We start from the raw sequence: 15,424 nt of genomic DNA on the forward strand, positions 1-15,424 counted from the left end.
AGCGCTTTTCCCTCAACCAGAAATTGAATCAGGCGAATTTCTAAAAACGAACGACAAGCCATTCATCTGGGGAAACAACAACACCCGGGAGGTTAATGGCATAAATGAGATAGATTCACTTTTCGTCTGTGTGAAAGAATAGCTTGGTCACATTGGGCTCACTATCGGGAAATGGAGGAGGATATGCCGACACAGTCTGGAGCGTCCGCGCGCCTGTGGATACCCCGGCGTGCGACCGCGTTGCTGGCTGCCGTCGCAGTTGCGCTGACCGCGCTTGCGGGCGCTGCCGCAGACGCCGTCGCAACCGCTTCCGCGGCTTTCGCTGACGCGAACGCGGGCAGCATCCGCATCGTCTCGGACAGAGAGACGAGCGCCGTCTACGCGGCAACGCGCATCGCGGACGCAGACGCCCTTCCGCTTGACGGCGTGTGCGCGCCCGACCGCAACTTCGCGTGGGAAGGCGTGGCCGGCCAGCAGGTGGGCGGAACGTCGCTGCCGTCGTACGATCCAGCCGCGTCCAACGCCAAGGAGCAGGGCCGCGCGCTCGTCCAAGCAGCCAGCGACGCGCTGGCAACCGACGCGGACGGATCGCTGGCCGCATGGCTGGCCACCCATGTCACCACCGCCGGCGCCAACGCCGCGCATCAGGTGGTTGTGAACGGCCCCGCCGTGCCGGTGCCCGACGGCTGGTACCTGCTGCAATCCGAGGGCAAGCGCCCCTTGCTCGCCTGGGTTGCCGGCGGCGACGTTGAATTGGGCGACAAGTCCGACACGCCCACCCTGGTCAAGGAGATCAAAGACGGAGACGAGTGGCTTGACTCCGGCATCTACGGCAATGGCCAGGCGCTTGAGTACCGCCTGATCCTCACCGTCCCCGAGACGATCAAGCAGTTCGCCAACGGCGGCACCTACACCTGCGCGTTCCACGACGAATGGGACGCGCGCCTTACGCTGGTGCCAAGCAGCGCGAAGCTCACGCTGGTGTCAAGCGCAAACGGCACGCGCACCGACATCACGGAGCTTATGACGCTGCAGGCGAAGGACTCTTCGTTCACGGCCACCATCGACAACCTGTGCGACGCAGCCGTGCAGCCCGGCGACACCGTGGAGCTAACTTACTCCATGATCGTCGATCCGAACGCCGCCGCCGGCTCTGCGGGCCTGATCAACACGGCGTGGGCCACCTTCCCCTCGCACGACGGCACCGGCGAGACCCCCAAGGACCAAACGAAGGCCTACGCCTTCAAGGTGCTGGTGAAAAAGGCCTCCCCCGATGGCGCGGCCCTGCAGGGCGCCGTGTTCGCCGTGCGCGACGAGGCGGGTTCATGGCTGCAGGAAGACGGCAGCTTCGGCGCCGAGGCCACGCGCGCTACGTTCGAATCGGACGCCCAGGGTTCGATAGGCAGCATCCCGCTGCTCTCCACCGGCGCTTACGCCCTGGTGGAGCTTGAGGCCCCCGAGGGTTACCGGCTTCCCCAGAACCCTGAGTCGCTGTTCACCATCTCGGCCGAGCACGGCTTTGACGGCATTGAGATGAAGGTGCAGGCCGAAAGCCATCTGTCTGCGAACGTGCAGGCCGAAAGCACCTCGGTGGAGTTCACGGTGACGAACGAGCCCGAAACGGGCACCCCGCCGGCCGACGACGGCGGCAAGCAGAATTCCTCAAGCGCGCCCAACACCATTACGAGCGCGCTTGCCAAGACGTGGGACAGCCTGGCTCCGCTGGCGAAGCTGGGTCTGATCCTGGCGGCTGTGGGCGCTGCGGCTTTTGCGGTGGCTGCCGTGAAGCGCAGGAAGGAAGGAGCACATCATGCGTAAAGGAGAAACGAAGGTGAATCGCAGCATTATCGACAACATCTCGCATACCGGCAGTTGGCGCAATCGCGCCGCCGCTCTTCTGGTGAGCGGCGCGCTGGTAGGCACCATGGCGGGCAGCATGGGCGCTGCGGCCGCACCCGAGCGCGCGTGGGCGGCAGACGGCTCCGTCACCATCACGCAGGTGGCCAACCCCGATGCCACTTACGACGCGTACCGCCTGTTCACGGCTGACATCGACGATCAGAACATGGCCTCCAACGTGGCGTGGGACGCCAGCGTGGACACCGGCAAGCAAACCGCGCTCGTCACGCAGCTGGGCCAGGATTACATCGACTGGCTGAAGGCCAACAAGGGCGTGGACGATGCCGGCGTGGACACGGCCAAAGTGATCGCGCAGAACGCGCTTGAGTACATCTCGGCGCAGATTGGCGACTCCGCTGGGACGGGCGTCCATGATCCCAAGTGGCCGAGCGGTGCGAGCTTTGCCAACGGCTTTGCCAAGTGGGTGCACGACAACATCCAGTCGGCCGGCACCGCCACGCAGGGCGTGGAGTTCACCGGCCCCGAAGGCTACTACCTGTTCCTGACCACGGCCACAACTCTGGACCCCGACGACACCACGGACATGGCCACGCTGCCCATCTGGTTCCCGCTGGGCGGCGCCGCCACCACGGTGGACGAGAAGGCCGCCGCTCCCAGCATCGACAAGGAGGTGCAGGAGGACTCCAACAATGCGTGGGGCGATTACGCCGACTACGAGATTGGCCAGGAGATCCCCTACCGCATCACGGTGACCATCCCCGACAACTACGGCGGCTTCACGTCGTTCAAGGCCCTGGTCACCGACAACCTGTCCGCCGGCCTTTCGGTGAGCGCGGATGACGTGCAGGTGTTCGTGGGCGATGCCGACACTGGCACCGAGGTCACCGACAAGTTCGACATCAACGTGGCGGGCCAGACGCTCACCGTCGGCAACGACAACACCCTGGACGGAACTACCGGCGTGTCCGAGATCACGCCTGGCTGCACCCTCACCATCACCTACACCGCCACGCTCACGGGCGCCGACATCGTCTACGGCGACGACGGCAACCCGAACACGGCTACGTTCGAGTTCTCCAACGACCCGCACGCCACCACCACGGGCACCACGACGGAGGTGGGCGCGAAGGTGTACACCTTTGCCGTGAACGTGGACAAGATGGACAAGGTCACGAACCAGGTGCTGTCCGGCGCGGAGTTCGTCATCAAAAACGCCGAGGGCAAGTTCTTGAAGGACGGCGCATGGACGGCTGACACGCAAGACGACGCCCAGAAGTTCGTCACGGACGACCAGGGCACCATCACCGGCATCAAGGGTCTGGACGCGGGCACCTACACGCTGATCGAGACGAAGGCCCCCGATAGCTACGAGCTGCCGGCCAACCCCGAGATCACCCTAGTGGTCACGCCCGCCTACGATGGCGACGGCAACCTGACCGGCCTCACCGGCACGGTGACCGGCGCGTTTGCCACGGGCGACACTGGCAATACCAGCGCCGACACCGGCACCGTGGGCGTTGACGTGACCAACGACAAGAACGTCACCCTGGCGCTCACCGGTGCGGCGGGCGTTGGGCTGGGCGGCGCTGCGGTGGTGGCCGTGGGCCTGGGTTGGTACCTGGTGCGCACGCGCCGCAACCGCGCCGAGCAGCAGGACGCGTAAGGAGCGCGTCCTCGCATGGCAGGATCGTCCGGTCGCAAGCGGCTGAAAGCTCCGGCGCACGCGAAGCACGCGGCTTCCCAGCCGCAGCGCGACGCGGGCGCCCGGAGCGCCGCGCGCAAGCCGACGCCCCGCAGGCCCGAGCCCGAGATCGCATCGGCGGCTCGCGCGGCAAGCAGGCCGACGCCCCGCAAGGCGTCCGCCCCCCTGGGGGCGGCCCGGTCCGCGAACGCTGAGCAAGCCGCCGAGGCTCGGCCCGTACGCGCGGCGCAGGCTGCTCCGGCCCCGGCTCCGACCCAGCCCGCAGCCGATGCGCAAGCCGCCGCCAAGGCTCCGGTTCCGCCCCAGCCTGAGAACGCGGTCCTGCGCGCGGGCCACCGCAAGAAGGCCCGTCCGCAGGCCCGTACGCGGCGGCCCGTCCTGCCGTTGCTGCTTGTTGCGGTGGGCCTGCTGATGTGCCTGGCCCCGGTGGCGCTCAACCTGTACGCGCAGTACCAGGCGGCCACCAACGTGACCACGGTCACGGACGCGGCCGAGGGCATGGACGAGGGCGAGCGCCAGTGGCTCCTCGCCCAGGCGAGCGCCTACAACGCGCGGTTGGGAGGCTACGAGGACGCCCAGGCGCAGGAGGTGATCGGCGAAGCCGAGATCCTGCCCTACGACGTGCAGCTTGTTGCCGGCGCCGAAGACGCCACTGCCACCAGCGCCGACACCGCCGCCGGCAGTGATGCCGGCGGCAACGCCGCAAGCGCCGCCGGCGGCAACGCCGCAAGCGCCGCCGCCAGCGACGCCGCAAGCGCCACGGGCCGCGCGATGGGCTGGATAGAGTGCCCGCGCGCCGGCATCACCACCACGGTGTACCACGGCGTGAGCGAAACGGTGCTCTCGGCGGGAGCGGGCCACCAGCCCGAAACGTCCCTGCCGGTGGGCGGCCAGCGCAGCCACTGCTTCTTAACCGGGCATTCGGGGCTGTACCGGCAGCGCGTGTTCGACGGCATCCGCGTGCTGGAGGCCGGAGATGTGTTCGCCGTTCACGTGCTGGGCGAGGTGTACGCCTACCGCGTGACCGGCTGGGAGATAGTGGACCCGAGCGGCGTGGACGTGACCCCGGACGACGGGGACGTGTGCACGCTGGTCACCTGCACCACCACGCCCGATGCGTGGAACCCGAAGGGGCGCATCGGCGTGAACGACAAGCGGCTGCTCGTCCATGGCGAGCGCTGCGAGTACGATCCGGCGGAGTTCGCCAGCACCGCGCCGGATGTGGGCGTGTACGTGAACGACAACACGCGCCCGCTCATCATAGCCGCTGCGGTCCTTCTGGCCACGGCGGCGGGAGTGCTGGTGCGAAAGAAGGTAACGGCGTCGCGCAAGGCGGCGAACCGGAAGACGACGGAAGTGTGAGAGAAGAGCAGACGGGGATCGAAATGAAGATGCATGGCAAACAGACTTTCGGCGCTTTGCGGCGCCACGAAGCCGGCATGCGTCGCGCGTTCGCGGTGTTCATGGCGGTGATGCTGACCGTGTCGCTGTTCCCGGCCCAAGGCTTGGCCGACCAGGAGCAGCGGCAAGGCGACCAGTCGCAAGCCGCGCTGGCGCAGGCCGCGCGCGAAGCGGGAGTGGAAGTGACGGGCGCAAGCGAAGCCGCCGGCGCGAACGACGCGGCCGCCGGCGCGGGCACGCAAGCCGCCGCCAACGCAACGGCCGACGGCGCGGGCAACGCCGCCGACGCAGGCGCGGATGCGGACGCCGCAACCGGCGACGCCGCCGGCAGCGCAGACGCAGCCGCCAACGCCTCCGGCGCCAACACCGGCTCCAACGCCGTGGCGCCCGCACCCGGCGACAACGGCACCGGCGACGCCGCCGGCAGCGCCGCCGACGCAGGTGCGCAAGATGACGCCGACGCCGCCGACGCCGCTTCGGAGTCCGACGAGTCCAACGCCTCATACCACGAGGTGGACGGCGTGTCCAGCGTCACGCTGGAGGGTCCGGCCACCTATTCGCGTGCCAACGCCTCCGAAGCCCTGCGCACCGTCGCCGGTCTGGACGCCGCTACGGCGGACGAGGCGGCCACGGCCGCGTTCGAGGCGTTTGCGGCGCCCCGCGCCTCGCGGGCCAACGACGGCGCGGACGGCTCCTTCATCAACTACCTCACGATGAAGTGGATCACGTCCGACACCGCAGACGACGGCGATCCCGACAACCTCTACCTCAAGCCCTCCAACCGCGACGACCAGGCCGTGCGCATGCGCCTGTCCTACTCGCTGTCGGGCGAGAACAACTTCGCCCCCGGCGAGCTGGTCATCACCGTGCCGGCCAACATGTTCTACGACCGCGACGGCAACCCCATCGGCAAGACGGTCGTCCCCCTGCCCCAGGATCCCTCCACCAACGGAGAGTGGAACTACAAGCTGGTGGACGGCAACATCGTCATCACCAACACGCGCCAGCTGAGCGCCGCCACGCAGGGCTACATCGAGTTTGAGGTGCAGGGCATCGACCCCACCCGGATGCAGGACATGGAGCCCAGCGAGCCGTTCACGGCCACCATCGAGGCCGTCACGCCCACGGGCACCGTCATCTCGAAGGAAAGCGACAACGCTCTCACGGCGCAGTTCGACACCGAAGCCAACATGACCAGCGCCACCAAACGCCAGTCCGGCGACGTGGAAGTGCTGCCCGCCTCCTCGATCCCCGAGGCGCAGCGCATCGACGGCGTGGACCATTACGTGGTGGTCACCTGGTACATGAACGCCTACATCAGCCAGAACACCAACCAGCCCTACGAGCTGAAGCTCACCGACACCAAGGGCGACACCTACCAAGGCTTCATCATCGATCAGACCGCTGGCGACGGCACCGCCAGCTCCAAGGACGTGGTGGTGCGACCGGACACGTCCTCCGTCACCACCGGCACCTCGTCCTACACCACCGTGAAGGTGGCCTACCCGCTTGACCAGTTCACCAAGGACAACGAGTACACGTTTGAGAACAGCGTCACCTACACCTTAACCGAGAAGGATCCCACCTGGACCGACCCGAACGACCCCAGCAAAACCGACCCGCAGAAGGTGGTCACCCAAACCGCCAGCTCCAGCGTGAAGTGGACCTACGAAGACCCGGTGTTCATTGAGCCCACGGGGCACTTCATGGTGTACAAAAACGGCAACAGCCACACGCCCTATGCCAACGGCATGGAGACGGTGCACGACACCTTCAGCAAAACGGGCGACCTGTCCGCAGCGTATTCGAACAACTACTACGGCGTGTACCCCTCGGCGCTGAACTCGCTGCGCGACGGCCAGGACGTGGACATCTCCTACACCGTGGGCAGCATGGGCTATCTGCTGCCGTGGACCTACGAAGAGGTTGACTCCTCTGGCAACCCGCTGGGCAACCTGGCCAACTACGGTCACAAGCCCGTCACCCTGACCACCGAGGACTACGGTTTGTCGCTCACCGACACCGGCGCCTTTGGCAGCTACGACAACGGCCTGAAGCTGGGCACCGACTTCACGTTCAAGAGTGTGGAGTTCCCCGCCATACCCACCATCATGAAGGCCACGCAGATCAATCTGAAACCCGACGGCTCCATAGACTTCGATTCGTTTTCCGACGGCACGGTTGACTACGTCCGCGATGACGACGTGACCAAGATTCCCCAGGTCACGTTGCAGGTGAAGCAGGGCGGCCAGTGGGTTGACCTTGCCACCGCCGATTGGACCACCGGAAGCCTGAACATCACGCTGGCCGCCGGCGGCACGCAAACCTCGTCCACGGTGGATCTGCCCGAGGGCGTGGAGGGCGTGCGCACCGTGCTGTCCTCCACCGTGGCCGGCGTGTACTACGCCATCCGCGTGAACACCACGGTGCTGGCCTCCGGCGCCATGGGCACGCTGGCCGCCGAGTCGTTCGACGGCACGCCCAACCCCACCAAAAGCGTGTGGAACTACAGCAACATGACGGTGTCCAACGATCAAGGCTCGGAGCTGACCAGCATTAACAAGCGCGGTCGCGACAAGTTGAACGGTTACACCACCGACACGCGCGCCTTGTTGGAAAAAACCGCCAGCGATCCTGCGGGCGGCGCGTGGAACTACGAGGACGGCAACGGCACCTACACCCAGCACTACACCATAAAGCTGGACAAGCAAAGCTTCATCTCCGACCAGACCACCTACGAGGCGGCCGTGGCCGACGGCTCGCTGACGCCCGAGACCGTTGGCACGTTCTACGACCTTCTGCCCAAGGGCATGGCTCCGCAGATGGACACCATCAAAATGCGCGACAACGACATCATCGTGGAGGCGTACACCATAGAGAACTACCGCGGCACCGGCCGCACCATGCTGGTGGTGAAGGCCGACCTCACGCCGCAGTCGTCCACCTACAAAGAAGGCTCGCTCACCTATTACAAGGACACCGTCACGCTGGAGTTCGACGCCAAGATCACCCGGTTGGAGCTGAACACCTACGGCAACGAGCTGCACAACGTGGTGTCCTACGAATCCGGCAATGACAAGTTGGGCACCGTCCCGGGTTACCAGGGCGAAGAGGACAACGCCTGGGGCAGCAACAACGTTGGCACCAAAGACGCGTTCGCAAGCGACGAAGAGCGCGATGCGATGACCGACCTCAACCCCAACCATGACGCGCCTAGCTTCGTCTACGCGGGCCATACGCAGACGGTTGACGCTCCCGATGCGGCGCTTTCGTCGCTGAACAAGCTGGTGATGACGAACAACGACGGCTACTGGTCCACCGGCGTGACCTACGGCGGCACCCAGGACACCGATCGCGACGTGTACGCGAGCGGCACCTACAGCTACCGTCTGAGCATGAAGAGCGGTGAAACGTCCAAGACCAAGGACATCATCATCTACGACACCATAGAGAACTATATTCCTAACGGCGGCAACGACCCTGACGACATTCAGGCCGTGGGCGACGGCAAGATATGGAGGGGCACGTTCGAGGGCATAGACGTGAGCGGCTTCGAGGCCGCCGGATGCGCGCCCAAGGTGTACTACAGCACCAACTATATGCATGTTGACCTGGGCGTCATCAACTCGCAAGACGGAACCACCCAGATAGACGAGACGCTGCTGCTGGGCGCTCCCGGCAACGCCGGCGGCTGGCAGTTGCTCACGGAGGCCACGGATCTGTCCACGGTGCGCGCCATCGCCATCGACGCGCGCGAGGCAGCCGACGGCGGCGAGTTCACCCTTGGCCCCAACAGCGAGGTGTCCGCCATCCTGAACATGCGCGCTCCGCAGGGCGATACGGCTTCGGAGCTTATCGAGCGCGATGCGCACGCGTACAACAACGTGGTCATGACCTCCACGGACGTGAGCGCGAGCGGTGAGCACGAAAGCGCCATCCGCCACGACTACACCAAGGTTGGCCTGGTGGAGTACAAGCTGAACGTGACCAAGGCCTGGGACGACGCCGACAACCAAGACGGCCTGCGCCCCGACCGCGGCGTGACCGCGCACCTCTACGCCGACGGCAAGCCCGCCGAGGACTTCATTGCCGGCTGGACCGCCGCCGACGCCACGAAGGTGCTGGACGACTCCAACAACTGGTCGGCCACCTTCGGCCCGCTGCCCTACCTCAACGACGACGGCAGCAAGATCATCTACACCCTGCGCGAGGACGACACGCCGGCGGGCTACACTCCCAGCGTGACGTTTGACAGCGTAAGCGGCGCCTTCACCATGACCAACGTTCACAAGCCTGAGCAAACCGAGGTGTCCGGCGTCAAGACCTGGGTGGGCGACACCGAGGGCGAGCGCCCCGCGTCCATCAAGATCAAGCTGTACGCCGACGGCAAGCTGGTGCAGACCAAGACGGTGCGCGGCGACGCCTCCGGCAACTGGTCGTACAGCTTCACGGGCCTGGACAAGTACCGTGACGGCGGTGTGGAGATCGTCTACACCGTTGAGGAAGACGTGACCACCGTCCCCTCCTACGTGGTGTCGCAGGACGGCTTCGACATCACGAACACCTATCATCCCTTCGGCAACTTGGTGCTTTCCAAGAAGGCGCTTGGCACCACAATGGTTGAGGACGGCAAGAAGTTCACGTTCACGGTTGAGTTCACCAAAACCGTGGGTTCGGGCGACGCCGCCGTGGAGGAGCCGGTGCTGGACGAGTTTGCCTACGTGGTGTACGGCGCGGACGACGCCGAAGTGTCGCGCGGCACTGTGGCCACCAACGGCACCATTGTGCTGGAGGCCGGCCAGCGCGCGGAGATTTTGGAGATCCCGCAGAACGTGAACTACAAGGTGACCGAGGCCGAAGTGCCCGGCTTCACCACCAGCGCCACGGGCAACACCGGCACCATCAAGCCCAATGAGGACCAAACGGCCTCGTTCACCAACACCTACGCGGCGGAGTCCGCGGTGAACCTGAGGGCCGTGAAGAAGCTGACCGGGCACAAGATGTCGCCCTACCAGTTCCGCTTCGAGCTGGTGGACGAGACCGGCGCCGTGGTGCGCACGGCCACCAACGCCGTGGCCAGCGACGCGCCTAACGCCGCCGATGGCAACACGGTGCAAACCGCGCCCGTCACCTTTGGCGCGCTCGCCTTCACGCAGGCCGACCACGGCAAAACCTACACCTACACCATCCGCGAGGTGGACTCCTCGCGTCCCGGCTACACCTATGCCGCGGACGTGTACACGGCGAAGGTGACCGTCACCGACAACGGCGACGGCACGCTGGGCACCCAGGTGGAGTACTTCGACGCCGCCGGCGCGCCCATAGCCGATCCCACCGACGTTGACGCCGGCGCGGTGTTCGACAACAGCTACGAGGCCAAGGGGCAGGTGTCGCTGCAGGCCATGAAGACGCTGCTGGGCGGTCAGCTGACCGACGGGCAGTTCGAGTTCGAGCTGGGCCGCATCGACGTTGACGAGGGCGCGGGCACGTCCACGTTCACGCCCGTAGGCACCGTGGTGCGCAACGACGCCGACGGCTTGGTGAACTTCCTGCTGGATTTCGACCAGCGCGATGCGGGCAAGACCTACGTGTACGCCATGCGCGAGGTTGCGGGCGCGGACGCCACGATGGACTACGATACCCACGTGTCGCTTGTGCGCGTGACGGTGGCCGACAACGACAACGGCACGCTCTCGCTGTCCACGGAGTTCGAGGGCTTCGAGGTGCCGTGCTGGGAGAGCGCGGGCGTGGACCCGCATCCCGCCGACTGCGCCGTGTGCGGCGGCGACGGCACGGTGACGGCCGAAAACGGCTCGTATGAGTTCCAGAACCGCTATCACGACGGCGCGCTGAGCGTGGAGAAGGTGATTGGGCCCAACTCGCAGGCGGGCAGCGACCCCAACCAAACCTTCACCTTCCGCATAGAGCTTACCAACGAGCAGGGCCTGCCCGTGGACGTGGACCCGAGCGACGTGCAGGTGGTGGAGAAGGCTTCCGGCAACGCCCTGGCCGCGAACGTTGCGGCGGGCGACGAGACGGATGCTGCTGCGGGAGACGAGGCGGATGCCGCCGAGGGCGGCGACGCTGCCGCAAGCGAGCCTGCCGAAGCCGCCGAGCCCACCCTCATCGACCGCGCCGTGGATTTCGTGACCAGCCTCTTCGTCCCCGAAAAGGCATATGCCGACATAGCCAGCGGCAACATGGGAACCTGGTGGTGGACCATCGACGACAGCGGCTGTCTCACCATTGGCGGCACGGGCGTAACGACCACTAATACAAGCACCACCACATGCGCTTTTCCTTGGCAAAACAACCTTAACGATATTACAAGCGTGGAATTCGAGCCCGGGACGACGTCGTCTTTCAATCTGCAGGCGATGTTCTCCGGTTGCAAAAACTTGAAGTCGGTTGATTTCACCAATTTCAATACGAGCTCTGTGCAGCGCCTCAGGGCTTTGTTCCAAGGCTGCTCCTCTTTGGAGTCCATCACGTGGGGTTCGTTTGATACGCCAATCGCTACAAATTTTGCCAACATGTTCAACGGTTGCACGTCTTTGAAATCAGTGGACCTGTCGAGTTTGAACACCTCGTCAGTTACGGATATGTCTTACATGTTTCAGAACTCCGGTGTGACCAGCCTCGATCTTTCATCTTTAGAAACTTATCGAGCGACGAGCATGACGGCCATGTTCGCCGGTTGCGCGCAGTTGACGTCCATCACGTTTGGAGGCGCTTTTGAAACCTCAAACGTCACGAGCATGTCGGACATGTTCAGCGGTTGTTCAAGTCTCACCTCTCTTGATGTGTCGAACTTCGATACCGCAAGTGTTACGAGCATGACCAGCATGTTCGAAGGTTGCTCGTCCCTTGCCTCTCTCGATGTGTCGAACTTCGATACCGCAAGTGTTACGAGCATGACCAACATGTTCTTCAGCTGCCCGTCCCTCACCTCCCTCAACGTGTCGAGCTTCGACACCGCAAAAGTCACGAGCATGGCCAGCATGTTCGAGGGCTGCTCGTCCCTCACCTCCCTCGACGTGTCGAGCTTCGACACTTCAAAAGCCTTTCAGATGGCATACATGTTTCGTAATTGTCTGAAACTCACCTCCCTCGACCTGTCAAACTTTGATACGACGGGTTATCAGACTATGCGAGATATGTTCGACGGGTGTAGTGCGCTTTCCTCTGTGACGCTGGGGCCAAACTTCTCTTTCAAAGGGTCGAATACTATGGCGCAGACTACGCTCCCCACACCTAATACGATCAAAAAAACGTGGATCAAAGAGGATCTGACGGGTCTCTCGTACACGCCTATAGAGCTTGCGGATGCCTACGAGGCCGGCCTTGCGGGTACTTACGTATGGGATATGTCCATAGACATTGTCTTCCATGCGAATGGCGGCTCCGGGAATATGCCAACGCAGAAAGCTGATGCGAGCAATGACGCTACGCTGAACTTGGTGGGCACGCAGCTCTATAGGCCTGGCTATGTGTTTGTCGGGTGGAGCGGCACGCCCGACGGTGACGTGCTCTACGAAGATGGCGGCACGGTTCCCCATTTTGAGTTGGCGGCAGCTCCGAACGGCGTGTACGATCTGTACGCGCAGTGGCAAAGCCTGACCAACATCTCCACGCCCGAGGCCGGTGTGATAGAGGTCACGATGCCGGCGGGCTACATCGCCACCGTGTCAGGATTGCCGGCGGGTACCAGCTACCGCGTGTACGAGCAGTCCGAAGCGGGCTGGCAGCTGGTGGACAAGACGGGCGACATGGGCATCATCCAGCCCGACGACACGCAGGAGGCCGTGTTCACCAACGAGTGGACGCCGGGTGCAACGTCCGCGCAGATCTTCGCCACCAAGACGTTTGACGGCGAGTGGGCGCACGCGGCCGACGGCTTCCAGTTCCAGCTGTACGAAACCACGGGTGGCACGGAGGTTGCGGTTGGCGGTCCTGTGACGGTGAGCGACGGCGGCAACGTGGTGTTCTTCCCCATCGAGTACGATGCGGTGGGCACCCATACCTACGTGATTCGCGAGGTGGACGGCGGCGACGCGAACATCAACTACGACCCGCGCGAGGAAAAGGTGACGGTCAACGTGTCGGCCGACCCGGCGAACTCGAACTTCCTGGTTGCCGAGGTGGTCTACGACGACTCCGACGACACGCCGGGTGCGGCGGCGTTCGCCAACACCACGGTGCCCGGATCGCTGACCATTTCCAAGGCCGTAAGCGGTGCGATGGCCGGCGGGCCGTCGGCCGATCAGGAGTTCAGCTTCAAGCTGACGGTGGCGGGCCGTCCGTACGCGGGCGAGTACACGGTGGACGGCGGCGCGCCGCAGACGACGGCGGACGGCGTCATCACGCTCAAGGGCGGCCAGGCGGCGCACTTCGCCGACCTGCCTGCGGGCAGCTCTTATGCGGTGAGCGAGCTGGACGTGCCGGCCGGTTGGACCCAGACGGGCGCCACGAACACTGCGGGCACCATCGAGTCCCGCGTTGAGGCTGCGGTTTCGTTCACCAACGAGTACGCCGCCTCGGGCGATGTGCAGCTGATGGCGTACAAACTGCTGGAGGGCGCCACCGCGGCCGACGGCCAGTTCACCTTCGAGCTGTTCGAGCAGCAGCCCGACGGCGCCCTGGGCGCTTTGGTGGGCACGGCTGTGAACGGGCCGGTGGATTCCAACGCCACCATGCCCGATCCGGACGATCCCAACGGAGCCGAGGTGGCCAACCCCGCCTACGGCAAGGCGCCGGCATACTTCCCGACCATTTCCTACACGCAGGCGGGCACCTACACCTACTCCATACGCGAACAGGTGCCCGCCAACGCGGTGAACGCCGACGGCGTGGCTTATGGCGCCGCCACGCCCGAGCAGATTGCCGCGGGCGGGTTCGCGCTGGACGGCGTGGTGTACGACACCGCCGTGCGCACGGTTACCGTCACGGTGACCGACAATGGCGACGGCACGTTGTCGGCGGTTGCCTCGTACGGCGCCGACGGGTCGGACAACACCTTCACCAACGAGATGCAGACGGTTGGGTTCTCGGTTGCCAAGGTGGTGACCAACGACGAGCTGAGCGCTGCCGCGGCCGCGCGCGAGTTTGAGTTCACGCTGTCGCTCAAAGACGCGCAGGGTTCGCCGCTTTTGGGCGTGACCGGCCAGGTGCTTGACGCCGAGGGTTTGTTGGTGCGTGAGGTGACGGTGGACGACGGCGGGACGCTTACCCTGCTGGGCGGGCAGAAGGCCGTGTTCTCCGGCATGCCGTACGGGGCTGTGTACGAGGTGGCCGAGGCCGCCGCGCCCGGCTGGACGCAGGATGCGGACGCTTCGTCCAACCTGTCCGGCGTGCTGACCGGCGACGACGTGGAGGTGACGGTTGCCAACACGTACGCGGCCACAGGATCGGCGGTGCTTTCGGCTTCGAAGCGCTTCGAGGGCGGGACGCTGACCGACGGCCTGTTCAGCTTTGTGCTGAAGGACGCCATGGCGGACTCGGACGAGTTCGGGCAGGTGCTGCAAACGGCCACGAATGCCGCCGACGGCTCGGTGACGTTCAAGCCGCTGGAGTTTGCCGCCTCTGACCTGGGCGCCGCCGGCACGCGCACCTTCACCTACGAGATTGCCGAGGCTAACACCGGCGAGGCGGGCGTCTCCTACGACAGCCACGTGGTGACGGCCACGGTGACCGTCACCGACAACGGCGACGGCACGCTTACCACCGAGGTGCGCTACGACGGGGCCGAGGACTCCTACGAGTTCGAGAACCGCCTGGCCGTGCTACTGGCCCGCACCGGCGCCGCGGGCGTGGGTCTGCTGGGTGCCGTTGTGGTGGCCGTCGGCTGCGCCTGGGCTTTGCGGAGGCGCCGCAGCGCGTAACGACTGACATCCCCTCTTGATTCCGGGGCGCTCTTTCGACCTGCCAAGCGCCCCGGTTCCTTCCTCTGAGGCCCCGGGATGTTTCACGTGAAACATCCCGGGGTCGCAGCATGTGGGGCAAGTGGGCCAAGGGATGTGCAAGTGGGCCAAGGGATGTGGCGGTAGGGGGCATGCGGCGGTAGAGGACGCGGCCGGCAGAAGGCGAGCATGGCGGTGGGGCGCGGAAGCGCAGCGGCACGCACAACCACCCAAAGGCGCAACAACTCGCACCCGCAGGAACAGGGTTTGCGGCTGTATTTACAACTAATTGTATCATTATTATGCGGCCACGACGCGACGTGCCTCTGGCGCACCTGCGCATCGTGTGCTATCATGCAAACCAAGCGGTGCCCCGCCTGATCCGGGCAGCATCGTGTTTTGGTCGAAACCCCGCAGTCCGTCAAAGTCAGCGGGGTTTTCCCTTTTCACTCAGCTGTTCGCCACCTCCTTCCTGCCGGCGTTGCCGACGCGTCCGCTACTTGCGGCGCTGGCTTATGCCGACGATTCCCAGAACCACGGAGAAAATGGCGCAAAGCGCCAA

The 15,424-nt window shown here is 65.0% G+C and carries 4 protein-coding genes; all 4 read left to right on the plus strand.

Annotated features, from left to right (window positions below; all coding sequences use genetic code 11):
• The first annotated feature begins 183 nt into the window (after positions 1 to 183).
• From ACWKY3_RS11095 to ACWKY3_RS11110, 4 genes are read left to right on the plus strand one after another with little or no spacing between them, the layout of a single operon-like run.
• A complete protein-coding gene (locus ACWKY3_RS11095) occupies positions 184 to 1,818 on the plus strand; it encodes a SpaA isopeptide-forming pilin-related protein (protein WP_449316466.1) in 1,635 nt (544 codons plus the stop codon).
• Positions 1,811 to 3,523, plus strand: coding sequence for an isopeptide-forming domain-containing fimbrial protein (locus tag ACWKY3_RS11100; RefSeq protein ID WP_449316467.1), 1,713 nt, complete (start codon positions 1,811 to 1,813; stop codon positions 3,521 to 3,523). Before ACWKY3_RS11095 ends, ACWKY3_RS11100 begins: the two co-directional genes overlap by 8 nt.
• Before the next feature lie 15 nt (positions 3,524 to 3,538).
• Positions 3,539 to 4,924, plus strand: coding sequence for a sortase (locus ACWKY3_RS11105; RefSeq protein ID WP_449316468.1), 1,386 nt, complete (start codon positions 3,539 to 3,541; stop codon positions 4,922 to 4,924).
• A complete protein-coding gene (locus ACWKY3_RS11110) occupies positions 4,921 to 14,844 on the plus strand; it encodes a Spy0128 family protein (protein WP_449316469.1) in 9,924 nt (3,307 codons plus the stop codon). The genes ACWKY3_RS11105 and ACWKY3_RS11110 overlap by 4 nt, the downstream gene beginning before the upstream one ends.
• Positions 14,845 to 15,424: the final 580 nt, after the last annotated feature.

Source organism: Rubneribacter sp. (assembly GCF_965361815.1).

Excerpts from the sequence above, each read along its gene's own strand:
- ACWKY3_RS11100 (WP_449316467.1), top strand. The coding sequence starts at position 1,811 with ATGCGTAAAGGAGAAACGAAGGTGAATCGCAGCATTATCGACAACATC.
- ACWKY3_RS11095 (WP_449316466.1), top strand. The coding sequence starts at position 184 with ATGCCGACACAGTCTGGAGCGTCCGCGCGCCTGTGGATACCCCGGCGT.
- ACWKY3_RS11105 (WP_449316468.1), top strand. The coding sequence starts at position 3,539 with ATGGCAGGATCGTCCGGTCGCAAGCGGCTGAAAGCTCCGGCGCACGCG.